Origin of the sequence: Lysinibacillus sphaericus (assembly GCF_006864135.1) — a bacterium.
GTDB lineage: Bacteria > Bacillota > Bacilli > Bacillales_A > Planococcaceae > Lysinibacillus.
The window spans coordinates 110,483-134,098 of sequence record NZ_SADV01000005.1 but is presented as its reverse complement, the minus strand read 5'-3'; the positions used below and the strand labels follow the sequence as shown (position 1 = coordinate 134,098).

The 23,616-nt window shown below is 35.6% G+C and carries 22 protein-coding genes, 2 pseudogenes and 2 riboswitches; of the genes and pseudogenes, 19 read left to right on the top strand and 5 right to left on the bottom strand.

The features are described 5' to 3' along the window. Window positions 1–156: 156 nt before the first annotated feature. From C7Y47_RS08220 to C7Y47_RS08210, 3 genes are all read right to left on the bottom strand, one after another. On the bottom strand, window positions 157–774 hold the full coding sequence (locus tag C7Y47_RS08220; RefSeq protein ID WP_142508330.1) for an HAD hydrolase-like protein: 618 nt from the start codon (window positions 772–774) through the stop codon (window positions 157–159). A 306-nt stretch (window positions 775–1,080) separates the two neighbouring features. Then, on the bottom strand, window positions 1,081–1,857 hold the full coding sequence (locus C7Y47_RS08215; RefSeq protein ID WP_142508329.1) for a YibE/F family protein: 777 nt from the start codon (window positions 1,855–1,857) through the stop codon (window positions 1,081–1,083). Further along, a complete protein-coding gene (locus C7Y47_RS08210; protein WP_142508476.1) occupies window positions 1,854–3,017 on the bottom strand; it encodes a YibE/F family protein in 1,164 nt (387 codons plus the stop codon). Before C7Y47_RS08210 ends, C7Y47_RS08215 begins: the two co-directional genes overlap by 4 nt. Before the next feature lie 396 nt (window positions 3,018–3,413). Between C7Y47_RS08210 and C7Y47_RS08205 the strand changes: the two are divergent. The 14 genes and pseudogenes from C7Y47_RS08205 to C7Y47_RS08145 form a co-directional block, all read left to right on the top strand. Continuing rightward, window positions 3,414–3,938: pseudogene (locus tag C7Y47_RS08205) on the top strand (SDR family NAD(P)-dependent oxidoreductase); the annotation flags it as partial. 206 nt (window positions 3,939–4,144) lie between these two features. Continuing rightward, window positions 4,145–4,270: riboswitch (FMN riboswitch) on the top strand. A gap of 125 nt (window positions 4,271–4,395) precedes the next feature. Next, window positions 4,396–4,521: riboswitch (FMN riboswitch) on the top strand. 141 nt (window positions 4,522–4,662) lie between these two features. Then, window positions 4,663–5,301 carry a riboflavin synthase gene (gene ribE / locus C7Y47_RS08200; protein WP_142508328.1) on the top strand — a complete coding sequence of 213 codons (639 nt, stop codon included), beginning with the start codon at window positions 4,663–4,665 and terminating at the stop codon, window positions 5,299–5,301. Between the two features lie 133 nt (window positions 5,302–5,434). Continuing rightward, window positions 5,435–6,028 (top strand): annotated as a pseudogene (gene ribB, locus C7Y47_RS08195) (3,4-dihydroxy-2-butanone-4-phosphate synthase); the annotation flags it as partial. Between the two features lie 51 nt (window positions 6,029–6,079). Further along, window positions 6,080–6,547: a 6,7-dimethyl-8-ribityllumazine synthase gene (gene ribH, locus C7Y47_RS08190; protein ID WP_142508326.1), complete on the top strand. Its 468-nt coding sequence runs from the start codon at window positions 6,080–6,082 to the stop codon at window positions 6,545–6,547. A 184-nt stretch (window positions 6,548–6,731) separates the two neighbouring features. Then, entirely contained in the window at window positions 6,732–8,177 is a 1,446-nt protein-coding gene (locus C7Y47_RS08185) for a spore germination protein (RefSeq protein ID WP_142508325.1), read from the top strand. 264 nt (window positions 8,178–8,441) lie between these two features. After that, entirely contained in the window at window positions 8,442–8,753 is a 312-nt protein-coding gene (locus tag C7Y47_RS25565) for a carcinine hydrolase/isopenicillin-N N-acyltransferase family protein (RefSeq protein ID WP_255505087.1), read from the top strand. Beyond that, window positions 8,738–8,902, top strand: coding sequence for a hypothetical protein (locus tag C7Y47_RS25560; protein WP_255505085.1), 165 nt, complete (start codon window positions 8,738–8,740; stop codon window positions 8,900–8,902). The genes C7Y47_RS25565 and C7Y47_RS25560 overlap by 16 nt, the downstream gene beginning before the upstream one ends. Before the next feature lie 538 nt (window positions 8,903–9,440). Further along, a complete protein-coding gene (locus C7Y47_RS08175; protein WP_142508324.1) occupies window positions 9,441–10,745 on the top strand; it encodes an ATP-binding protein in 1,305 nt (434 codons plus the stop codon). A gap of 399 nt (window positions 10,746–11,144) precedes the next feature. Next, window positions 11,145–11,708, top strand: coding sequence for a histidine phosphatase family protein (locus C7Y47_RS08170; protein ID WP_366151262.1), 564 nt, complete (start codon window positions 11,145–11,147; stop codon window positions 11,706–11,708). 20 nt (window positions 11,709–11,728) lie between these two features. Then, on the top strand, window positions 11,729–12,577 hold the full coding sequence (locus C7Y47_RS08165) for a GNAT family N-acetyltransferase (RefSeq protein ID WP_142508322.1): 849 nt from the start codon (window positions 11,729–11,731) through the stop codon (window positions 12,575–12,577). A gap of 339 nt (window positions 12,578–12,916) precedes the next feature. Next, window positions 12,917–13,138, top strand: a complete 222-nt coding sequence (locus tag C7Y47_RS08160) for a DUF2829 domain-containing protein (protein WP_142508321.1) — start codon at window positions 12,917–12,919, stop codon at window positions 13,136–13,138. A 55-nt stretch (window positions 13,139–13,193) separates the two neighbouring features. Further along, window positions 13,194–13,949 carry a 3-oxoacyl-ACP reductase gene (locus tag C7Y47_RS08155; protein ID WP_142508320.1) on the top strand — a complete coding sequence of 252 codons (756 nt, stop codon included), beginning with the start codon at window positions 13,194–13,196 and terminating at the stop codon, window positions 13,947–13,949. Window positions 13,950–14,101: 152 nt separating this feature from the next. Then, complete coding sequence (locus C7Y47_RS08150) at window positions 14,102–14,611, top strand: QueT transporter family protein (RefSeq protein ID WP_142508319.1); 510 nt, start codon at window positions 14,102–14,104, stop codon at window positions 14,609–14,611. A 393-nt stretch (window positions 14,612–15,004) separates the two neighbouring features. Beyond that, on the top strand, window positions 15,005–15,232 hold the full coding sequence (locus tag C7Y47_RS08145) for a transcriptional regulator SplA domain-containing protein (RefSeq protein ID WP_142508318.1): 228 nt from the start codon (window positions 15,005–15,007) through the stop codon (window positions 15,230–15,232). A gap of 282 nt (window positions 15,233–15,514) precedes the next feature. Here the strand turns inward: C7Y47_RS08145 and C7Y47_RS08140 are convergent, their stop codons facing one another. Further along, window positions 15,515–15,706 (bottom strand): NUDIX domain-containing protein, encoded by a 192-nt coding sequence (locus C7Y47_RS08140; protein WP_255505103.1) that lies wholly within the window; start codon window positions 15,704–15,706, stop codon window positions 15,515–15,517. 163 nt (window positions 15,707–15,869) lie between these two features. Here C7Y47_RS08140 and C7Y47_RS08135 point away from each other — a divergent pair, with 163 nt between their 5' ends. Further along, a complete protein-coding gene (locus C7Y47_RS08135) occupies window positions 15,870–16,805 on the top strand; it encodes an arginine deiminase family protein (RefSeq protein WP_142508317.1) in 936 nt (311 codons plus the stop codon). Window positions 16,806–16,830: 25 nt separating this feature from the next. Beyond that, window positions 16,831–18,156 (top strand): amino acid permease, encoded by a 1,326-nt coding sequence (locus tag C7Y47_RS08130; protein ID WP_142508316.1) that lies wholly within the window; start codon window positions 16,831–16,833, stop codon window positions 18,154–18,156. Here the strand turns inward: C7Y47_RS08130 and C7Y47_RS08125 are convergent. Then, window positions 18,153–18,917, bottom strand: a complete 765-nt coding sequence (locus tag C7Y47_RS08125; protein WP_142508315.1) for a YqcI/YcgG family protein — start codon at window positions 18,915–18,917, stop codon at window positions 18,153–18,155. The two genes, C7Y47_RS08130 and C7Y47_RS08125, sit on opposite strands and share 4 nt — an antisense overlap. Before the next feature lie 638 nt (window positions 18,918–19,555). Here C7Y47_RS08125 and C7Y47_RS08120 point away from each other — a divergent pair. Genes C7Y47_RS08120 through C7Y47_RS08110 form a run of 3 tightly spaced genes read left to right on the top strand, consistent with a single transcriptional unit; the run spans window position 19,556 to window position 23,613 of the window. Continuing rightward, window positions 19,556–21,043 carry an ATP-binding cassette domain-containing protein gene (locus C7Y47_RS08120; protein WP_185903437.1) on the top strand — a complete coding sequence of 496 codons (1,488 nt, stop codon included), beginning with the start codon at window positions 19,556–19,558 and terminating at the stop codon, window positions 21,041–21,043. Next, the gene (locus C7Y47_RS08115; RefSeq protein WP_142508313.1) at window positions 21,040–22,614 is read left to right on the top strand and encodes an ATP-binding cassette domain-containing protein; all 1,575 of its coding nucleotides are present in this window, start codon (window positions 21,040–21,042) and stop codon (window positions 22,612–22,614) included. The genes C7Y47_RS08120 and C7Y47_RS08115 overlap by 4 nt, the downstream gene beginning before the upstream one ends. 57 nt (window positions 22,615–22,671) lie before the next feature. Next, window positions 22,672–23,613 carry a helix-turn-helix domain-containing protein gene (locus tag C7Y47_RS08110; RefSeq protein ID WP_142508312.1) on the top strand — a complete coding sequence of 314 codons (942 nt, stop codon included), beginning with the start codon at window positions 22,672–22,674 and terminating at the stop codon, window positions 23,611–23,613. The last annotated feature ends 3 nt before the right edge of the window (window positions 23,614–23,616 follow it).

Genomic DNA, 23,616 nt, shown 5'->3' with positions numbered 1-23,616 from the left:
GGAAAGTGCCCAGTCCGAACGGTAATTACCCCCTCGCTTTGCCGAAAAGCCTTACTACTTTATTTATTAGGACACCTTCATTTCAGCGGCACAAAAACTTTTTTAACTATAATAATAGGATCATAGCCATTTTTTAATCGCTATGATCCTATTCGTTTAGATGATATTTAAAATCTCTTGTGGTGTAGCTACTTTGTACTCAGGATCTTCTTGGCATACAACTTCAATAGCGTCATATCCCCAACCAACCCAAATAATAGGCACGCCCACTTTTTTGCAGGCTATAATATCTCTTTGCTCATCACCAATGTATAAAACTTCAGAAGGGGTAATGCCTGAGTCCTTTAAAAATTTTTTTATCACTTTATCTTTTCCGAAAATACGGTTTGAACAAAGTACATTTGACACACAATGAATGCCGTTCATTTTTAGAAATTCTAAAATATTCTCTTGTGAATTAGAGGAAATAATAAGGATTTTATAACCTCTTTTATCAATTTCCAAAAGGACTTCTTTAATGCCATCATAAAGATGAACATCATTTAATGACTGACGATACAAGCGATAAAACTGTGGTAAAATCATGGGCAATTTATACATTGGGAAGTCGAATAATTTACTGCGCTCCGCTATAGATAATTTTTTTAATGATTCGATTTCCTTTAACTCTATTCCTTTAAATTTATATTTTTGTGCAATCGTATTCCAAGCTGATGTAAACACTGCTGTAGAATCTGCCAGTGTTCCATCAAAATCAAAGATAATATATTTCATTACAAATTTTCTCCTTTATAATCTAGTTGTAAAGACGTTTTTTTCTTGAAAATGTTACTGCCTATTCAAAAAATAATGACATGATTATACAGGATATGAAACAGCGTATTGTAAATTACCCTTGATGAATAATTTTTTTACTAAAGGGTTTTTGATGAAAGGGAGTAAGGTATCTCCTTGGTAAATATTGTACCGAAAAATGCGTTGAAATCAATAACGAAATCATCTTTTAAATTATTATGTAGTTGAATGGATAAAAAAGTACCTGCCATCCGTTGGTATTGAGCTGGGTGACAGGTACAACAATTATGAAACATCTTGTGTTGTATCTCGTTTTTTTGTTAAATAATATGCATTTACCGAGGAAGTTATAGGAATGATGAGTGCGATTCCAATGCCTGCGCAGAATATCATAATAAGTTCAGTGACAAATACTTTAGAATTAATGATTTCACCAATTGAATAAGATAAATCTTTAAACCATATGAGCAAGCTTAAATAACCGCCAAAGAAAGCGAAAAATAAAGTATTGGTATCTGTACCTAAAATGTCCCTTCCAATGCTTAAACCTGATGTAAATAATTTTTTTCTGCTAATGAAAGGATTATGATGAAGAATCTCATGCATGGAAGTAGCAATGGAAATAGCAACATCCAAAATTGCCCCAATCGTACTCATAATAATAACGGAAGCGCCAATTTGCACAAAATTGACGCCAATATAAAGGGAAAATATGCTAATTTCCTCAGAGGATTCTTCCCCGAATCCACGAATCATTGATTTCTCCGTTACAAAAACAATGAATAGTAATAAAATTACAATCGTAATCATTGTAGAAATGAATGCAGTTACCGTTTTACTGCTCATTTCATTAATAAAAAATAAGCTAATCCAGCTAATGACGGTACAGGCAATGAGCGTTAATAAAATCGGACTATTTTTCTGACTGGTCATTAAAAAGATAGTTATAAAGAGCACTCCAAAGTTTAAAAATAAAGATAGAAAAGATCGTACACCTTTTTTTCCACCAATAACGATCATTAAAATGAATAAAATGGCAGTTAACCATACTAATACATTCATTGTTTTGCCCTCTTTCGATTAATGAAAAAAATAGAAGTGTATAAACTAATCGGAATCGTTAAGACAACACCGATTCCACCTGCTAGGGCTCTAGCTAATTCTAATGAAAGGTTCATGGAAAGTGTTTGCCCTAATGGATAAGAGTTTTTCAAATATAAAATCAACATAGGGATTGAGCCACAAATATAAACAAAAAACAATATACTTGTAATCGTTCCCATAATGTCTTTCCCGATATCAATTCCCGAGATTTTCAGTGCTTGGTCAGATATATCTTGGTTTTGCTCGAATAAAGCGAACATTGAAGAAGCCATTGTGATGGATACGTCCATTACAGCTCCTAGTGCTCCAATAAATAACCCAGCCATAAAAATCATTCGATATGGGCGCGTTAAAAATTGCATTTCTTCATATCGAAGTCCGTTCTCGTTTGTGATCCACAGAACTAAAGCGCTAATCAATAGCGAAATAAATGTTCCGATAAGTGTTGCAACAATCCCTGCATATGTTTTCTCATTCAAGCCGTTAATGAGAATTAAAGAAATGACCGTAAATAAAAGAACACATACCCCGCTAATAAATATCAAATTTATATTGGAATGTATATATAAATCTAAAGCGTAGGATAATACAAGAGAATTTACAATTAAACTGATGATTGAAAATAAACCTTGTCTTTTACCAACAATCAGCAAAGCAACAATAAAAATCCACGCCACTATCAAGACAAACTGATCACGTTTCACGTCTAAAATAGCCCCAGTTAAATCTCCATTTTTGTTTGTATTTGCTTTAATAGAAACAAATAATTTATGTCCAACATGGTACTCTTGATCAAAGGCTCCAGATGCTGAATACTCATTGGTAAAATGAATAAGCTTACCTTTTTTTTCACCATTTTTTAATACAGCTGTAATTTGCTGAATATATAAATGATCTTCATTTTCATACATATCGGTTACAGGGTTTGATTCTTTTAATTCCGTTTTTATAACTTCTGCAATTGGACGGTCATAAAATGCTTCGTTGTGATAAACGAAAAAAACAGAAGCGATAAAGCAAATTGCGATAAAAGTATAAAATATAACTTTGTTAAAGGATTTTTTTTTCAAGATGTTTTGCAATAATAAAACCTCCAATGTAGAAGGGAATCTAATCATATTCGTTGCGTTCATTGTTAACGTTGACAAGAACAATGACTCACAATATCACTATGATTTTTTAATGTCAAGCAGATAAAAAAATGCCATTATACAGTAACGTACTAAATGACAAGAGGTTCCTTAATTATAGAATCGCTTCTAATATGGCTTTTATTATTCTAAGTTAGTTATTGCTTAATTAAACTACTGTTATTTATTAATGTAAGTTTAGTAATGCAAGGGGAAAATCATAAATTAAATTGTCAATATATAAAATGAATATTTCTTATAGAGAAATATTATGTCGGAAAGTTGCCATTATTACAGAAGAGATTGGGGTGTGTTCCTATTGAAGGGATATTCGTTCAAGCGGATGTTTCTAAAGTAGAGGATGTTTAGAATTACGTACAGCAAGCTATAAACACGTATGGCCGTATCGATGTATTATTCAATAACGCTGGCATCATTCAAAAGTTTGCACCATTTACAACGGTTGAATTAGAAGAATACGATCGTCTTATGGATATCAATGTAAAAGGTATTTTCCTAGGTATGAAATATGTCATTCCAGTAATGGAAAAACAAGGCGAAGGGGCAATTATAAATACTGCTTCATCTGCAGGTATTCGTCCAGAGCACAGTATTGCTGTATACTCCGCGAGTAAACATGCAGGTATTGGTTTAACGAAAGGTGCAGCAATCGAGTATGCAAATAAAAGTATTCGTGTTAATGCTGTGTGTCCAGGTGGTATCGTTACACCATTATTCCATAGTGTTGGTGAAACGCTTGAAAAAACAGGATACGTACCAGAAGAAATGTCATGTGTACGCATGGGACGCCATGGTGAACCAGAAGAAGTAGCAGAAGTGGTCCTATTCTTAGCTTCAGATAAAGCAAGCTTCATGGCTGGTACTGTTGCCCCTGTTGATGGTAGTTAACTGTATAATTTATTGCCTTTTGAAACAGTCACGCCTTTGGTCTTTTATAATGACCAAAGGTGATGGCTGTATTATCTTCATTTCAAGAGAAAACCCAACGTCAGTACAAATTTACGAAAGCGAAATTAGTTAGAGAAAAAATTTTTATTAAGAATTATCTGGATAATAAAATAAAATAGTGTTATCGTAAGAAATAGCTAAATAAAAATATCCTTCAGGGTAGGGTGAAATTCCCAATCGGCGGTGATGAAGAAATTCAAAGTCCGTGAGCGCAAGCTGATTTGGTGCAAATCCAAAACCGACAGTTATAGTCTGGATGGGAGAAGGGTAAAAGTGTGAGCTTTTTAAATTCGTTTGAGTTTATAAGGTTTGTTTGAGTATGCTTTTATGTTAACTACTTCCCATTTTATAGTCGGGAAGTAGTTTTTGTTTTATTTGGCTAAAAAATTGAATAGCAGTAGTTCTTCGGGGTAGGGTGAAATTCCCAATCGGCGGTGATGAAGAAATTCAAAGTCCGTGAGCGCAAGCTGATTTGGTGCGAATCCAAAACCGACAGTGACAGTCTGGATGGGAGAAGAACGATGAGATGACAGCCTATGGAAAAAAATTATATCCATGAGGTTTATTTGTTAACGTCTTATGTAGATAAACTCCCAAACCCCTTTTATTTAAGGGGTTTTTTGTTTGAACGGAAATTATTAAATGAATGAAAGCAGGTGAAAAAATGTTTACAGGAATTGTTGAGGATATTGGTACCGTAAAAACCATGCAAAGCGATCGGCAAAGTATGAAAATTACTGTTATTTCAAAGAAAATGGTAGAGGACGTAAAGCTCGGAGACAGTATAGCGGTCAATGGTGTTTGTTTAACAGTGATATATTTTAATGAACAAGAGCTAACGATGGATGTAATGCCTGAAACAGTGAGTGCAACAAATTTACAGCAGCTCGCCGTTGGAGATCCGGTAAATTTAGAGCGCGCTATGTCAGCTAATGGACGTTTCGGTGGTCATTTTGTATCAGGACATGTAGACGGGGTAGGGAAAATAATGCGTAAGCGACCATTAGCAAATGCAGTCTATATTGATATTGAACTATCGAAGGAGTTAACGAGCTACTGTATGCCAAAGTGCTCCATCACAATTGACGGAACGAGTCTAACACTTTTTCATGTCGAGAAAAACGGTATCACCGTATCACTGATACCTCACACATACAAGGAAACTATTTTAGGTATGAAAAAAATTGGTGATCTCGTCAATATAGAAACCGATTTAGTTGGAAAATACATTTTGCATCAACTTAAGCGTGGACAGGAACCACCAACCATTTCAAGAGACTTCTTAGCAAAAAACGGATTTTGACTTCTTTCAGTAATTATATTGTAGCGAGAGGTACAGAAGTCCAAACATCTCTTTAATGAAGTTAAAGATTCCAGACGCAATTATGCCGAGGCATAATGGATATAATACATTTTACGAACTGGAGGTGGCGATATTGCTACATTCAATTGATGAAGCAATAGAGGATTTAAAACAAGGGAAGATGATCATTGTAGTAGATGACGAGGACCGAGAAAACGAAGGGGACTTACTCGCACTTGCGGAATTTATGACTCCAGAAACAATTAACTTTATGGCGACCTATGGAAGAGGTCTTATTTGTACGCCGATTTCACAGGAGCTTGCACAAAAATTAGCATTAAAGCCTATGGTTAGTATTAATACAGATAATCATCAAACGGCATTTACCGTTAGTATAGATCATGTAGACACAACGACTGGAATTAGTGCCTTTGAACGGGCAATGACAATACAAAAAATGCTAGAACCACAAGCGAAAGCTGCGGATTTTCGTAGACCCGGTCATGTATTCCCGCTAATTGCAAAGGAAAATGGTGTATTAGAGCGTAGAGGACATACAGAAGCTACAATTGATTTGGCCAAGCTATGTCATAGTATTCCTGCGGGCATTATTTGTGAAATTATGGGGGACAATGGCAAAATGCTACGCTTTAATGACCTTGTTAAATATGCAGCGCTACATCATTTAAAAATGATTTCCATAGAAGCATTGGCCACTTATCGTCGTCAACAAATAATGGAAGAAAATAAAATGTCTATATAAAAGGAGAATAGAACAATGGGTAAAACATTTGAAGCACAATTAATTGGTACGGATTTAAAAATAGCAATAGTAGTTGGTCGTTTCAACGAATTTATTACAAGCAAATTATTAGACGGTGCATTAGATGGTTTAAAGCGTCATGGTGTGGATGAGAATTCTATCGATGTAGCATGGGTTCCTGGTGCATTTGAAGTTCCATTCATTGCAAAACAGTTAGCCGAAACAAAGAAATATGATGCAATAATTGGATTAGGTACAGTAATCCGTGGCTCAACAACACATTATGATTATGTATGTAATGAATCAGCAAAAGGAATTGCTAATGTATCACTAACTACAAATGTACCTGTTATTTTTGGCATTGTTACTACAGAAAGTATTGAACAAGCGATTGAGCGCGCAGGGACTAAATCAGGAAATAAAGGCTATGATGCAGCAATGTCTGCTATTGAAATGGCAAATTTAAAGAAGATGATTGGATAAGTTTTTCTAATAATAGTATGAAAATTTCGTAGGTGAATTATTCTGAAAAAGCATTAGAATATTAAAGTTTTCTTGAATATTTTTTTAGACCATGGGGAAAATAGCCGTAAGTGTATTTGTGTTATTACTCATAAATGTACTAATTAGGAGCTGGCTCAGTAGGAGATGGAGGGATATTTCTTCAATGCAACAAGAATTAAATTTGAAATCTTTGAAGTCACTATTTCAACGCTCTGCTGATGTAATATTCCAAGAATATTTATTTCAGCAACATAAAGTACATTTGATAAAATGTGAAGGGATGATGGATGAGCGGTTACTCCAGACTGTTATTGTACAACGAGTACAATCATTATTTACTGGAAAATCGGAAGAATTGTTAGAGGAACATATACAAAATAATTTACACATTCCCCATCTTCAAAGAATAACAAGTAAAGATGATGCGATGACTAGAGTCTATAAAGGGCATGTTTTACTATATTTTGAAAATCTGAATTTGTTGTATTCGAGTTATATCGCAAAAAAACCAAATCGGGAGCCTAAAGAAACAACTCTTGAATTAGTTGTCAGAGGTCCGAGAGATGATTTTATTGAGGATGTTTTTATTAATATTGCTTTAATACGAAAACGATTACCTACCAATTCATTAAATGTAGAAACATTTGAACTTGGTAAACGCTCCAAAACAACTGTAGCTGTACTTTATTTTGAAGATGTCGTCAATCAAAAGATGCTTGAGAAATTGAAATTACAGCTGCAGCAAATTGATACGGATATTGTATTTAGTGGGGATTTATTAATGGAAAGAATTGAACAAAGTACTAAAATTATACCAAGACATGATTATACTGGACGCCCTGATTATGCTGTGCAAGCTTTAAGTAGAGGGCGCATTATCATCATAGTTGATGGTGTATCATATGCCGTTATTACACCTACAAATTCAATGTTACTCTTTAAATCCGGTGAGGATAATGAGTATCCGATTATTATAAGTTCTATGGAGCGTATACTACGAATAATAGCTATTTTAATAAGTGTACTTTTACCAGGTTTTTGGCTTGCACTTACAACCTACCATCAAGAGCAATTGCCATTCATTCTATTGGCAACAGTTGTTGAGTCAAGAACGGGTCTCCCATTTCCAACAATTCTTGAAACATTAATGATGCTTTTTATGTTTGAATTATTTCGAGAAGCAAATATACATTTACCCAATGTTATTAGTGGTTCCATAAGTGTTGTTGGGGGGTTAATTATAGGAGATGCAGCCATTAAATCGGGTGTTACGAGCCCCTCCATGATTGTAGTTATCGCTACTTCCAGTATTGCAGCCTATACACTTATCAATCAGTCTATCGTAACAGCAATGAGTATTCTCAGGATTATCATCATTTTAGCATCTGCCTTTTTTGGGTTATTTGGATTCTTCATTTCGGTGTTCTTCATACTTCTTTATACTGCGAATATACGAGTATTAGGTGTTCCATTCTTAAATATGGGCGCAGATTTAGATTGGCTGGAGATAAAAAGATCTTTATTTCGCTTATCTCCAGCAGGTTATCGTACGCGACCTAAATTTTTAAAAGTACAGGATAAGACAAAGACATCGAGTAGGAAAAAATAAATATTTTAAATGTAGAGATCGGGCTTTTATAGGCCTGATCTTTTTATGTCTTATTTCACTTGACCTTTTATTAGGTAAGGAGAGAAAAGTAATGAGATCTTTTAGAAGTTTAAATCTAAGGGGCAGTTACTATCAAAATTGGGCTTTCGGCAAGGTAAAGAACTACTGTCAACTTGTCATCCACTATAGTATGAATCTCTGAACAAATGGCAATACAACTACTACGATTTCATTCCCCTAGTCTTTTACGAAAAAATGGAAGGCTTGGCCGTTGGATTAGCTCTAGCGCCGAATTCAGTCATTGATATGTATAGTGGCTATAATATTACCTTTCCAGAAATGGGCTGTACATCTTTGGTACAAGACGGAGATTATATTAGAGACTATGATTTTAGACCAACATTATATGATGGAAGACTTGTATTTTCTCATCCAATGAATGAATATGCAAGTGTTGGATTTAGCCAACAAATTATCGGTAGACTTGATGGGATGAATGAGTGTGGGTTAGTTGTTGGTCTACATTTTGTCAACAATGAGTATCGTGGTGGAGGGCTTTATTGCTTCAACGATTGATCCGAATATTATTAGAACAATGTAAAAATATTGAAGAAGCACTTATTGTTACAATTCAAGCAACGAGTATGAAAGAGAAAAATAAGAAAAATATTCAAGGGTCTGTCAATCTTAGGAGAGGACGCAGAACTGTTTACAATTTCTTTTAAAGAGTATTTGGACGAAGTGCTAACGCTTCCTAAAAGGGGATTGATCTAAACAACAAAGATGGAATGGACTAAGTAAAATATAATAAAGGGGGCATGATAAAAGTTTGTTCTGCTTTTTAGTTTACTTTCTAGGGAAGGATTATTAAACTAATGGTTGCGACTAGAAGGGTGTTTCGCTCGAAAAATAAAAATTGTTTTAGAATTTTATCAGTTCCTGACAGACTTCTCCAACATCAATATGGGAAGGAGATAGCCCAAAAGTAAGTGGCGATAATTGGGTTGGGAATAGTCAAAACTTGCTTGGGATGATAAGATAAGAACGAATATTGTTATTTAGAGAGGCGAAAAATCCGGAATCTTATGTATTTACAAAAAGCCAATTCCGGACGTCATTATGCAGAGGTATAATTGAACAACTATAAAAAAGAAGTTTACTTGATGTTAACTTCGGCTAACGATTTTTGTATTTGATGCGAAAGCCAAGCCCAACTAAATTAAGGCATTATTCATGTCTATAGATGAGGAAGTACCAGTTTGTATGAAAACACGAAAAATAAAACTAATTTTACTACTATCAACTATCTTATTAATATTGTTTACAAGTTTAAACATCTTTACATCCTACATAAAAATGAAAAAGACAGTTGAAGAGTCAATAGCTAACCAAAGTCTCGAAGCGGCTAGTTCTATTGCATCTTCAATTGATGTAGAAGCGTACAAACAATTTTTAGATAACCCTGTGAAAAACAATTATTATTGGCAATTAAGAAATTACTTGAATGATGCAAGAGTAAAAATAGGTGCCTTATTTGTTTATACATTAGAGATTGATAATCCAAAGGTATCCAAAGCAATGATTATGGGTTTACCACCTGAATTTAAAGGCTTTAATATCGGAATGTACTGTACAGTACCCGAGATGCAAGTGCAAAGAGCTTATAAAGGAGAAACATTTGTAACAGAAGTAATAACAGATCCTGTATACGGGTCTTACTTAACTGTTGGTGCACCGGTCAAAGATAAAGCAGGGAAGAATATTGCATACATAGGCATTGATATTAGTGCAGACACATTAAATGGCATCAAGGGAAAAGTGATCAAAGACAATCTTTTTATCTTTATTTTTAATGGTTTACTCATTTTAATCGTTATCTGCTCTGTTTTCTTCTTACAAAGATGGTATCAAAAAGAAGTAGCGAAGGAAGTTGGAGCGACAGAAGATACATATCAAGCAGAAATTAAAACTTTAATCACTTCCGTGTCCTCTTTAAGACATGATTTCACAAATCATATACAAGTGTTACATGGATTTCTGCAATTAGACAAACCTGATCAGGCCAAACAATATTTATCTTCACTATCCAAAGAGGTTCAGGCTATTAGGTCACTCAAATTAAATATTGATCATCCTGGCTTGGCGATATTATTACAAACGAAAAAATTAACTGCACAAAATCATAATATTGATATGGATTTTTCAGTCTCACAGGATGCATTTAATAAAATTAAAACAACGGATTTAATCAAAATCTTGTCGAATTTAATAGATAATGCGATTGATGCGGCAAATGAATTACCGGAAGAGCAACGAAAAATTACAATTTGCTGTAAAGCTGATGATAAGCAATATGAATTTAAGGTTACAAATACCGGACCAAATATTGTAGAGGCAGGGCAAATATTCAAGCAAGGATTTTCCACTAAAAAGACAAAAAGTGGAAAAATAAGAGGGCAGGGCTTGTTTATTGTGAATGAAATTGTTAATAAGTACGACGGTCAAATTTCTATCGATTCATCAAAACATTTAGAGACAACAGCAATAATTACCATTCCAATAAAGTAAATTTCTAAACTTCATAAAATTTTAAAAATCAAGCGTTAAAGTAATGCAAATAAAGCCGTCGGATTGGACGGCTTTATTTGCAATTATTATACGCCCGCATTTCTAAGCAACGCTCTCTAAATAGTTTTTATATTCCTCACTCATCTTTGATAAAAATTCAGTAGTTGCTTTTATCGATTATACTCCTTCTAGCCGTGTTCCTAACTCATCTGCCATCCGTTTTAAAAATATAAGCTTCAAACTTAGCATAATCCTCGAACTGCTCCAAGCTCTTTGTTGACTAAATTAGCTGCTCTACTGGTGAAGTAACTCGCGCTTTTTTAACTTTCTTTTTTACATTTTTGAAGCGATTCCTTTCATATATTATTAATAATCAAAATGGTACTCTATTAGGAGGAGATGAAATATTTGGATAAATCAATCCTTTCTTTATTGAAAATGGGTGGATTCGTTTTGTATGCGAGGCATGGCCAAGCAACTGTCGGGGTAGATCAGACAAATTTAAATTTTCAAGATTGCTATACGCAAAGAAATTTGTCTGAAGTTGGGCGAAGGGAGGCAATTTACTTTGGACAAATGCTTCGCTATTATCAAATCCCGATAAGTTCACCGATTGTCGCAAGTCCTTTTTGTCGTACAATTGAAACAGCACAGCTCGCATTTCCATATGCCTATATCCAAATTGATCCAATCGGGTATGAAATTTTTAAATTGGGTGGAAACATACCTATCGTTGAAAAAACAAATATATTATCAAATCTGCAATCGATGTTAGAAAGAAAGCCACCACAGGGTACGAATCAAGTGATCGTTGCCCACAGCTTTCCTGAAGGTGTTGGGTTAGGGAATATTTCTAATATGGGAATGATTATTGTTAGGCCAAAAGGTCCTGGAAATGGGTATGAAATAATAAAAAAATTAACTTTAGAAGATCTACCACTTTTAGGTAGTGGTTCTAATTAAGCTAGGGATGGGAGAAAAGCATGGAAATAAAAACAGTTTCACAGTGCACTTTAGCGGAAGTTTTAAAAGCTTGGAATAAAGGCTTTGAGGGATATATTGTTCAAATAGAAATGAATGAAGAGATGTTTTTAAATCGACTCGTTAAAGAAGGATTATCGCCAGAGCTTTCAATTGTCGCATTTGATCGAAATAATCCTGTAGGTATTGTATTAAATGGCTTTAGAGAAATGGATGGTAAGAAAATCGCTTGGAATGGTGGAACAGGTATCTCTCCCGACTATCGCGGTCAAGGTGTTTCTCGTGTTTTAATGGAAGAAACAAAAGCCATCTATGAAAGAGAGAATGTGGAAGTTGCAACGCTTGAAGCTATAAAAGAGAATAAAGTAGCCATTGCGTTATATGAGAAGCATGGCTATACAATTACAAATAAATTGCTATTTTTAAGTGGCGAATATGAAGCAAAAGTAGAGGAACAAGCCGCAATTCATGTGGAAACTATTCGGCCAGAGCAGCTTCCTTATTTATTTTTTTATCAGGAAGATGTTCCTTGGCAATGTAGCTGGCAAAGTAATAAACAAGGTGAAGCTAAAGTTTTTTTCAACGAGAATAATGAAGCGATTGGTTATATGTTATATAAAATAGTATGGGATATGGATGGAGCAATCGACCACATAGTGCTTTATCAATTAGTGTTATTGGAAAATGGCAAGATAGAACATATACCACACTTTATCGCAAGCATTACAAATCACAAAGTAAATTTAGCTACAGTTAACTTTTTAGCAAGCAATCCAGCGGCAAGCTATTTGATGGGAAATGGGCTAGAGGTAAAGACAGAACAAGTGCAAATGAAGAAGAAAATGGATTGATATAAGGTGAGTAGAGAAAATTACGGAAGGCTTGAAATATCAAAGTTTAGCTCTAAGGGATGAAAACTCGAATTGTTTCAAGTAGTTATAGCCTATGGTGAATATCACAGAATCGGAATGGAGTTCTTATATAAGGTGTTGCCAAAAATCATTGCGTCTATGCACTAACGGCTAACTGACCTACTTCACGCAGGCCTAAGCACAAAGCCGATTCCGGACGCTTTGTTGATCTGTTGCGGACAGCTACAATTATGCCGGAGCAAAATTGATTAGGTTGTCAACATTTGAGATTTCCAGTATACTAATTCGATAAAGAATGTAAATAAAGGATGAATTTAAATGACGTTTGAAGAGATATTACCACGCTTAAAAGCGGGAGAAAAAGTAATTCGTAAAGGATGGGGCGGTGCTGAATTATATGTAAAGCTTGTTGGACAAAGCGAACATGATGGCGAGGCTTTGAATCCTTATTTTTTAATTAATGTACGTGGTGAGGGCTATACAATGTTCACACCAACAGTCTGTGATTTATTAGCGGAAGATTGGGTAATTGTCAATTAATCGAAAGAGCCATCTCAAATGAGGTGGTTTCTTTGTTTTTTGAGGAGAGATATGTATGAAGTTTGAAGAATATCACGGTAAAACGGTATTTGTAACGGGGGCTGCTTCAGGTATTGGTCAAGCCCAAGTTATTGCATTTTTAGAAAATGGGGCGAGTGTATTCGGGTTTGATTTAGATGAGCAAGGGTTAGAAAGTCTACATCATCAATATCCTAAACAATTTGCCTATAAAGTAGGCAGTGTATGCAATAAGGACGATGTAGAGCAAGCAGTTGAAGCGGCGCTTTCAATATTTAAACAGGTAGATATTTTATTAAATACTGCAGGCGTATTAGATGGCTTTGCTAAAACGCTTGATACAGATGAGGCGCTTTGGGATAAAATTATGAATACCAATGTAAAAGGTACTTATTTTGTGACAAATACGATATTACCCCATATGGTTAAACGAAAATCAGGCACAATTGTTAATATGGCATCTATCGCTGGGCTTGTTGCTGGCGGTGGGGGCGCAGCGTATACTGCATCTAAACATGCAATTGTCGGCTATACGAAGCAGTTAGACTTAGATTATTGTCGTGAAGGAATTCGTGCCAATGCCATTGCACCCGGAGCCATTCAAACACCGATGAACAAAGCAGATTTTGAAGGTGATGGTGCGATCGCAAAATGGGTCGCCGATGAAACGCCTGCTGGACGCTGGGCCCAACCGAGTGAAGTGGCGAGTTTAACACTTTATTTGGCTAGTCCATCAGCTGATTATATACACGGTGCAATTATACCGATTGATGGCGGTTGGCTTACTAAATAGTATTGTTCAATCGTAAATTGTTCTGCTATAATACGCAAGTAAGCAAAATTCAGCTTGCACTGCGGCACTTCAGATAGGGCGAAAAGCTCTCTTCCTTTGGCCGTAGTTATTACTAAAATAGCGGATATGCTATTTTACAAAGGAGAATAAAATTGCATACATCTATTGTAAAAGATTCCAGCCGTGCTTCTGTAACCGAACTTACAAATACGGCACTTGTTGCAGCTTTATATGTGGCTGTAACAGTTTTATTGTCAGTCATTAGTTTTGGGGCAGTTCAACTACGTTTGTCGGAAATGTTTAACTACCTAGCCCTATATAACAAGCGCTATGTATTAGCAGTGACTTTAGGAGTAGTACTCGCAAATTTCATGTCACCAACGTGGGTATTAGATGTACCTATTGGTGGAATTGCGACATTTCTAGTTTTAATTCTTAGCCGCAGAGTAACGAAAAATATAACAAATGATATAATGAAAATGGTTATTACTGCATTGGTTTTTGCTGTATCAATGTTCACAGTTGCAGGACAATTAACAATTCTCAATGATTTTCCTTTTTGGGCGACCTGGTTTACTGTAGGTATTGGGGAGTTGCTATCCATGACTGTTGGTGGTATGACTATTTATTTATTAAATAAAAAAATTGATTTGACGAAATAAATTGAAGAGTAATGCAAGTCATCATTAAAAGGTGACTTGCTTTTTTGATGTTAAGGGAGAAACTGGCTTTACGATCAATCGGCGGAGCGCCTGAATATTTGGAGAAGCCTTAAATTGTACCACCCTTAATAAATCCTTTGCCGCATTCTTCTGCTGTAACAAATAATTCCGTCACAAGGAGAGAGCCATCCCCATCTGGCACAAAGCTACATTATGGAACGGAGGCGTTCCATAATGTAAAAGAATCTGCCGCTACTTTTGTCCGACTTTACCTGTTAATAAAGAGTGGTCCTTTTATACAGGTAAATATTTGCAATTAAATAAGTTTTAAACTTAATGATAATTAATATCTTCTTACACCAAACTAGTGGAAAGACATAGGAAGGTGATGGAATGAAGCAACAGCAATTTAGTGCAGGGGAAATAGTTTTCGTTTTTTATCAATATCCATCTATTCAGCAAGTAGTAAACATACAGGAAGCTGCAGTAGTGAACAATCCAGATAATCCAAAGGAGCTAGCGCTATTTCTCTTTGAGACATATTACCCGCTAACAAATGATATGTTAATATTTACGAGCGAAATGGATGCTGAGCAAGCTTATCACCAATATTTTCATTGATGGAGGTAGAACAAGAGAAGCCACTTGTAGAAATTGTTTCCCTCCCTCAACGGGATGAAACAACTTTTCAAACACTCTAAGAGAAAACAACTACTTGATTAATAAGTTTTTCTCTAAAGCTTAATTAACTTTGGTATAGATGATTCAATATATCTGCTATCTAAACGGAATCGGAAAGGAGCACTTTGTGCAAGCGCAAAGCCGATTCCAGACGCAATTATGCCGAGGCATAATTGATTAGTGAGTAATATTACATTGTCTCTGATTCTTTATAATCAATAATTAAAGCGCCTTTAACATTTCTTGTATAGTAGACTGCCATAACTGAGTATAATTCATCCCCATTCGATACTTTAAGATAATAATCTGGTCCTGAAAAAATACCTCTAATAACTTTAGGTCCTCTATAACTAAACCTGTTTCTTCTAAAACTTCTCTTTTTGCGGTATCTTCAAAGCTTTCCCCTAATTCCATCAAAACCGCCTGAAAGCCCCAAACCACCATTTATAATATCAGTTCATTTGCGTTATTGAGAAATCCTTATATATGAATGTCTAAAAACAAAAAATCCTCCTTTAATTTGTATAATCTCAATCTTGGTGGTAACGCTAACAAAGATAGAAAGGGGGAATACATTATGGACTCATTTCAACCGAATTGTTGGTCGGAGCATGAAGAACTTAAGGTTGTTATGCTTTGTGCACCTTCAAAATTAGATGTACCAGATTTAACAATAGCTGAAAATGTAGGATGGGATGCTGCTGTTAATCATGTAAAAGCAATGGAGAATTTCATGGGATTTAAGACAACACTAGAAAATGCAGGTGTCCAGGTTATTGATTATTCGAAAGAGCTATCAACTGATGTAAAAACAGTAAGTGAGCAGCTTATTAATAGATACTTTGTTCGCGATCTAGCCTGTGTGATAGGGAATAGTATGTTCCATGGAGCGGCGGGTAGTTCGCTAAGGCGTCCGGAGTATCCACATGCACACTCATTATTAGAAAAGTGGTTTCCAGAAAAAAATTTAAAAGTTAAACAACCTTCTACTGCATTAGAATGTGGAGACGTGCTGATTTTAAATAAGGATGCCGTACTTATTAATATTGGAATGAGAACAACGTTAGAGGCTGTGGAAAGTATCAAGGATCGTATTTTCCAAGAAGGATTTTCGGAAATTGCCATCATTGATTTGCCAAGACGCTCCGATACACTTCATTTAGATATGAATTGCAATGTGACGAACGCTAATTTGCTAATAGCTAAAAACTTTATGCGTTATTTTCCTGTACACGTGTTCACAGCTCAAACAAATCGTTTTGAAATGACCGAGCAATTTTTAAATCACCATGGCTTTGATGTTTACTGGCTTGAAAAATATAAGACAATCCCTGATATCAATTTTATTAATCTTAATCCCGAAACACTGTTAATTAGTAAGCAAGCAACGAAGCAGCACTGGACGAAGCATCCACTATTACAAAAGAAAAATTTGATAGAAATTGATGTCACAGAGCTTGAAAAAGGCGGTGGTGGCATTCGTTGCATGACATTGCCATTGTTAAGAAAGTAGCCAAAAGGCAGGAGGGTTGATCAAAATGACATCTAAAACAAGTAAAGGGAGGTTGTCTTGGTGGCAGCTTTCGCTTCTCGGTATAGGTTGTACACTAGGAACAGGTTTTTTTCTTGGGACAAGTATGGCCATTCATAAGAGTGGTCCTGCTGTTGTGATTCCTTTTTTGTTAGCGGCCATTGCTACGTATATTGTCTATGATGGCCTTGTTAAGATGTCAGTTGATAATCCAGATAAGGGATCATTCCGTACTTATGCAAAGCAAGCTTTTGGCAATTGGGCAGGATTTAGTAATGGCTGGATTTACTTGATTTCTGAGATGCTCATTATGGGTAGCCAATTGACGGCGCTTGGTATTTTCACAAAGCTATGGTTTCCGGCGCTTCCATTATGGGTTGCTGCGTCTATTTATGCTGCACTTGGATTAGCCGTTATTCTAACGGGTATGAAGGGCTTTGAAAAATTTCAAAATATTTTTGGTGCGTTAAAGGCAGCGGCGGTTGTGATGTTTATTATAGTAGCGGCTGTCTTAATAATAAAAGGATTTAATTCGGAATCAACGACACTCGATGCATTGCATGCAAATTATGGAGAATTTTTCTCGCAAGGTGTGAAAGGACTATGGCTTGGGCTGCTATATGCCTTTTATGCATTTGGTGGAATTGAAGTTATGGGTTTAATGGTCATTGATTTAAAAAATCCTAAAGAAGCACCGAAAGCTGGAAAAGTCATGATTATTGCTATAACCGTCATTTTTATAATGGCTATTATGCTTGCCTTGGCGCTTGTATCTTGGAAGGACTTTAATATTGAGGAAAGCCCATTTATTACAGCGCTTAATGGTTTTCACATTCCTTTTTTTGCAGACATTTTTAATGGCGTGTTAATTATTGCAGGTTTTTCAACAATGGTAGCCTCGTTATATGCGGTTATTACGATTCTCATTACTTTGGCAGAGGATCATGATGCGCCAACGGCTTTGGCGAAAAAAGGGAAGATGAAGATTCCATTTCCTGCATTTCTCTTTTTAGCTAGTGGTTTAATCATCACTATTGTTATTGGTTTTCTTATGCCAGAAAAGATTTTTGAATATTTGGTTACAGCAGCAGGCTTAATGCTAATTTATAACTGGCTCTTTATTTTAGTGACATATAGAAAGCTAATGGAGCTGTCGAAGTGGGAGCATGTGAAGAATGGTATCGGGATGTTGCTCATTGTAGTGACGGTGTCTGGGACGTTAGGGGAAAAAACAAGCAGACTCGGTTTTTTCGTAAGCCTGCTTTTTATCATCATCATAGGAATTGCGACTTGCATTGTCATGAAAAGGCAAAAACACGGTAAGCATGTTTAATGCTCTTTGTTCTGAAGAGAATGTTGCATTCGTAAAAAAGGACATTTCGATGCACTACTATTATCATCACTTAAAAAATACTGCTTCCATTCATAACTACCTTCTTGCCCATACCATTTTAAATCAGAATGAGCTGGAATAGCGTCGTATTCGTTAATGCGTTGACGAATAAGCTTCTTTAACTTGCGACCAAAGACAGTAGAGTCGTTCATTTCCTCAAATATCCAGCGTGGCTGAAATGCCATTAATAAAGTAGAAAAATTACGACTCTTGCGCAATTTATGTGCGGGCGTTGCACAAGACACAAAATAAGGCTCACCGTTAAAACAAAATTCCCATTCATGATGCGCTGGATCAGTTGGAATTTCCTTTGGCCAATCGATATCATCGAATTTCGTCAAATTGTTTAAAACAGACCAAAATAAATTTCTATAATCTGCAACATCGAAATTTTTATGCATATCATTAGGGGTTTTGAAGAAAATAGTATGTGTTGTATATTTACCAAACGTTTTAGCGTACTTATCGTATTCTTTTAAGCATCGTGCTAACGTCTTTATCGATTGCTCCTCTCGTGGATCTCCGATAAAACTATAGCGTAGCTCGTTCGATAAAAAGCCTTTTCTAGCTGGAATACAGGGAAACGTATTTGCTTCATCTGCAACCATGGCAGCGAAGTCGGTATATGCTGACTGTTGCCATAATGGAAGTGTTTCAAAATGATCTTCAATCCACTTCTTGTCTAACACTGCTACTTCCACTTATGTCTCCTCCTTCTATACATCTTTATACTATTAAAAAAAGTGTGAATAGGTGACGATGTAAAGCCATTAACGTTTTCTAAATGGCGAAAGTAGGGGGAATCCACATTAAATACTTCCCATTTTTACTTTTTTGAATTGAAAATAATGATCTTATTCTTAATAGCTCTTTTGTATGCTCGTAATCAAACAACGCATATAATATTCCAGGCATCTCCGGTACGATAGACGTAACAACTAAAGAAGGTGCTTGTCTTATAGCCAACAAACAAATTAACTATTCCTGTCAAACTTGATCCCCTCCAACTGAAACATCTTCATTTCCTTCTTCCATGGGTGCTATTTGACGCTTTTAAAGTTAGTAGGTGTTTGTTTTGTGTGAAGTTAATTTGGAATTCAGCCTATTTTTCTAGTAATTCAAAATATCAACGATCACTAATTAATCAAGTTAAAAAATAATCTCCACCAATTGATAATTATCTCCAACGATTAGTAGTTGATTAAGCGATTAGTTTGTATACTGAACAACGAAAGTAGGTGAGAATCTGTCTCAATTAGAATCAATTCAGCATTTTTATAAAAAGAGAGAACTTGGGATTGTAATCCTTTTTTCATTTGGTAAAGCATTCTCATTCGTTTTGTCTTTTTATTTGATTTACCTTGCAATAAGTGACGGGCAGGAGGGGATTTTCGGATATAGTTTGTCCTTACTTTTGGTAATAATTATTCACTTTATCTGTTTAAGGCTAGAACGGCTATTTGTTCATAAGGTAGCGTACCAGTATATACGTGATTTACGTATAGCTACTTTAGAAAAAATCGAGAAGCTTCCTTTTGAAATCGTTGAAAAACAGTCAAGAGGTCATATGTTGCGTCTAATATTAGATAGATCAGAGCAACTTGAGAATATTATTGCCCATCAAATGCCACAAGCATTATATGCCATTATGATGCCATTGATTTCAGCTGTTTTATTAATAGGAATTGACTGGCGATTTGCTATTTTAGCAATGCTCCCGTTACCGATTGCACTATATATTCAATTACGCAAAAATCCTCAATTGTTCATTGTGGGTGAACGCTATGCAAGTATTAGCACAACGATGCAAGAACGAAATGTTGATTTTACGGAAAGTTTAACGTATTTACAAAGCTTCCGTGTCAGAGGCAAGGAATTGGATGCGCTTCAGCAATCCTACACGAATTATCGAACAGTCTGGCAGGAAATGAGTCGAGTAAAAATTCCTCGATTTATTTTATATGTAACGATTGTCGAGGGGGCACTCCTAAGCTTTATCCCTGCAAGTGTTGGTTGGGATGTGACTGTCACCTTATTTTATGTCGTATTTATATTGGGATTAAATATTTCGATTCCGTTCCGCCAATTTGCAAGCTTTGGACATCAATTTACCGAAGCAAAGCAAATTCAATTGGAGATTCAGCAGTGGCTCCAGCAACCAGATATGATATTTGGTTCTAGCAATACTATGATGAAGTGCGATCTTACCTTAGCCGATGTCGGTTATACATTTGATGAAAGTACGCAAATCGGACCGGTGAACTTCTCGACAAAAGCGAATAATTTCGTCGTATTAAAAGGGAAATCAGGTAATGGGAAGTCAACTATTTTAAAGATATTGGCTGGACGATATCAAGGTACAGGTACATATGAAATAGATGGTGTTCCGATGAAAGCCTATAGCGAACAAGCACTACGAAATGGTATATGGTTTGTTCCACAAACGAGTCAATTTTTCCATGAAACGCTTCTATTCAATTTAACGCTTGGAAAGATGGTGTCGGAGCATACGCTTCAACATGTTCTCAAAATTGTAGAGTTAAGCGAACGTGTTAGTACATTGCCTGAGGGACTAAAAACCTATATGAATGACTCTAAAGTTAACTTCAGTGGTGGAGAACTACAGAGAATAGCCTTAGCACGTGCAATTCTACAAGATGTACCACTTATTTTATTGGATGAGGCGACAGCAGCAATTGATGAGGCAATGGAACTTCGGATTATTGACCAATTTAAGCAATTGCCACATACCTTTATTAGCATTGCACATCGACAACAACATATACACCAAGCAAATCTTCAAATACAGATTGGAAGAGAAGTATGAACGCATTACAACAATTTAAAAAACAATTACTTATTCGCTCCTGTATCGCTAGTTTGATTGCACTGTCACCATTAGTAATTTTAGTATTGCTTCTATCAAATATGTTGGACATGTCCTTTGGAGCAAGTGTAGTTGTGATGGGTATAGCGTTTGGTTGTATTTTTTTTAGTGGTGTATATGAGCAACGCTGGATTCAAACACAGGGAACGGCAGTACTTCAATCCCTTAGACAAGAAATTGTAGAGCATTTATTAAACTTACCGATGAGGATTCATCAGGAAAAAGGCAATGCAGGACATTGGCTCACACAAACAATTGATGCAATGGAAATCATTTATACTCATTTAATGCCAAATGTGATGAAAGAAAAAATCAACTTGTTTCTAATTTTACTGTTGCTATGTTTAATCGAGTGGCGTGTTGCGATTCCGTTTGGTCTGCTCTTATTTTTTCTTTTTCGCTATCAAAAGAAAATTGAAAAGAAAATGCAATTTTACGGCACACAGCGAAAGCTTCATTTCGAACAAATTCGTAAACAGACCTTGGAATATTTAGAGGGAATTGAATCGATTTTTCGTCAGGGTACACCCGTTGTAAGAAATCTCTTAACTGCTAGCTATAAGGAATTTTATCAATCAAGCATTCAAACAGAACAGCAAGCTGCACCTTATTCTACACGTTTTTATATGGCCTTAACCTTTTTGTATATAGGAAGTGTAGTTGCTGGATTTTGGCTTATTAGTCCTCAACAGCTTGGTAGTCTAGTTTTATATGAAATTATTCTTTTTTATCTGTTACATACAGCTCTTCAACTTAAGGAGGCAAGTGATGGTCTAGCTTACTTTACAGCCGTTGAGGAAGAATTAGCACACTGGCTAAAACAGCAAGTAGATGAAGATAGAAATGGAACAGCTTTAGAAGCTGATGTTACATTATCTAGCTTTACATTCCAAAGAGAAAACTATTCGCTTCAACTTCCTATAGCAAGGCTATTAGGTGGTGATCATATTATGATTACTGGTGAGACCGGGGCAGGTAAAACAACAGTTTTCCAGTTAATTTATGGCTTGCTAGCAGATGCCAATATTTCCATTAACAATCATTCAGTTACTTCGATTTCTCCAACGGTCAAAAGCAAAACAATACACTTTGCATTGCAGCATATGCCTATTTACAGCGGAACTGTAAAACAATTACTTATTTGGGCAAATCGAAATGCAACAGAGGCGGAAATGATGCAGGCTTTAAGAGCTATGAAGGTGGACTTTTTAGGTGACGATCCACTTGAAAAATGGATTGGAAAGGGAGGCAGACAATTATCCGGCGGTGAGCAGCAACGGATTCGCTTAGCACAAGCTTATTTAAGCGGTGCAACGATTTATTTGATGGATGAAATGACGAGTGCATTGGATCAGGCTACGGAATTAGAGATACTAGAAGCATTTTTAACACATAAAAAGCATACGATAGTGTTATTTATCACACATCGTACAGCTATCAAACCTTACTTTAATCGTTTTTTTACTATTGAAAATGGAAAATTTCGAGAAAAGCAGGAATTGACTTCATGATTGAAAATGATTATCATTATCAATTTGAAGACTAACTAGTAAAGTAGGTGTAAAAAAATGAATACTTCTATAATAGATGTTTATCTTCCATATTTTCCGATTTTAAATGACAAAGAAGTGAAAGTACTATCGATTCCAAATGAATATGGAAATGGTGAATTATTATTCTTCACATCTCTTAGTGGCTTTGAGGTGATAGTGTCGTCATTTAATTTTATGAAACCATACTGTTTTCCTTTTCACTGGTCGAATCAATTAATTGAGCTAGTCATCCCATTAAAAGGACAGCGAGAAGTGCAAATGCAAGACAAAATAATGCTCGTACCTTGTGACAACTCTTATTTAAATTATTTACAAGAGTTTGAAGGGGAGGCTTATTTAAATACGGGCGATTTTTTAAGTATCTCCATTTGTATCCCTATTAAATGGTATGAGAATTGGGTTCAGAAGCAAGGATTTTCCTCGCTACAATTTCATGAGATGATCCAGCAGCAAATGATTTCACGTTTAGAAAATCCCATAACAGCCAGTTTAATCCGTCAGGCAAAGCATATTAAGCAGTTGCTAATTCAGCCTAGAATCGACGAATTAAAAATTGAAGTTGCCGTTTTACAATTGATTGATATGTATTTTACACAGCAGTTCAAAATGCTACGCTCCATTGGTACATTACGCGCAGATGAAGTGAAAAAAATTCAACTGGCCCAGGATATTTTAGTGAATTTAATGGATAATCCACCATCAATCGCCGTTTTAGCAAATCAGATTGCATTGAATGAACAAAAATTGAAGCAAGGTTTTAAAGAAGTTTATGGTCAAACACCATATAAACATTTAAAAGACGTACGAATGCAGCGTGCATATTACTACATTACAGAAAGGCATATGAGTGTGACTGAAACTGCTCTGGCAGTTGGCTATCAAAATATTAGTTATTTTTCACAGCTCTTTTATGAATATTTTGGAGTCAATCCATCCCAATGCTTAAAGGAGAAATAGACA

Bases quoted from the DNA above. Each gene is read 5' to 3' on its own strand.
- C7Y47_RS08220 (WP_142508330.1), bottom strand. From the start codon at position 774: ATGAAATATATTATCTTTGATTTTGATGGAACACTGGCAGATTCTACA.
- C7Y47_RS08215 (WP_142508329.1), bottom strand. From the start codon at position 1,857: ATGAATGTATTAGTATGGTTAACTGCCATTTTATTCATTTTAATGATC.
- C7Y47_RS08210 (WP_142508476.1), bottom strand. From the start codon at position 3,017: ATGATTAGATTCCCTTCTACATTGGAGGTTTTATTATTGCAAAACATC.
- ribE (WP_142508328.1), top strand. From the start codon at position 4,663: ATGTTTACAGGAATTGTTGAGGATATTGGTACCGTAAAAACCATGCAA.
- ribH (WP_142508326.1), top strand. From the start codon at position 6,080: ATGGGTAAAACATTTGAAGCACAATTAATTGGTACGGATTTAAAAATA.
- C7Y47_RS08185 (WP_142508325.1), top strand. From the start codon at position 6,732: ATGCAACAAGAATTAAATTTGAAATCTTTGAAGTCACTATTTCAACGC.
- C7Y47_RS08175 (WP_142508324.1), top strand. From the start codon at position 9,441: ATGAAAACACGAAAAATAAAACTAATTTTACTACTATCAACTATCTTA.
- C7Y47_RS08170 (WP_366151262.1), top strand. From the start codon at position 11,145: ATGAAATATTTGGATAAATCAATCCTTTCTTTATTGAAAATGGGTGGA.
- C7Y47_RS08165 (WP_142508322.1), top strand. From the start codon at position 11,729: ATGGAAATAAAAACAGTTTCACAGTGCACTTTAGCGGAAGTTTTAAAA.
- C7Y47_RS08160 (WP_142508321.1), top strand. From the start codon at position 12,917: ATGACGTTTGAAGAGATATTACCACGCTTAAAAGCGGGAGAAAAAGTA.
- C7Y47_RS08155 (WP_142508320.1), top strand. From the start codon at position 13,194: ATGAAGTTTGAAGAATATCACGGTAAAACGGTATTTGTAACGGGGGCT.
- C7Y47_RS08145 (WP_142508318.1), top strand. From the start codon at position 15,005: ATGAAGCAACAGCAATTTAGTGCAGGGGAAATAGTTTTCGTTTTTTAT.
- C7Y47_RS08140 (WP_255505103.1), bottom strand. From the start codon at position 15,706: ATGGAATTAGGGGAAAGCTTTGAAGATACCGCAAAAAGAGAAGTTTTA.
- C7Y47_RS08135 (WP_142508317.1), top strand. From the start codon at position 15,870: ATGGACTCATTTCAACCGAATTGTTGGTCGGAGCATGAAGAACTTAAG.
- C7Y47_RS08130 (WP_142508316.1), top strand. From the start codon at position 16,831: ATGACATCTAAAACAAGTAAAGGGAGGTTGTCTTGGTGGCAGCTTTCG.
- C7Y47_RS08115 (WP_142508313.1), top strand. From the start codon at position 21,040: ATGAACGCATTACAACAATTTAAAAAACAATTACTTATTCGCTCCTGT.
- C7Y47_RS08110 (WP_142508312.1), top strand. From the start codon at position 22,672: ATGAATACTTCTATAATAGATGTTTATCTTCCATATTTTCCGATTTTA.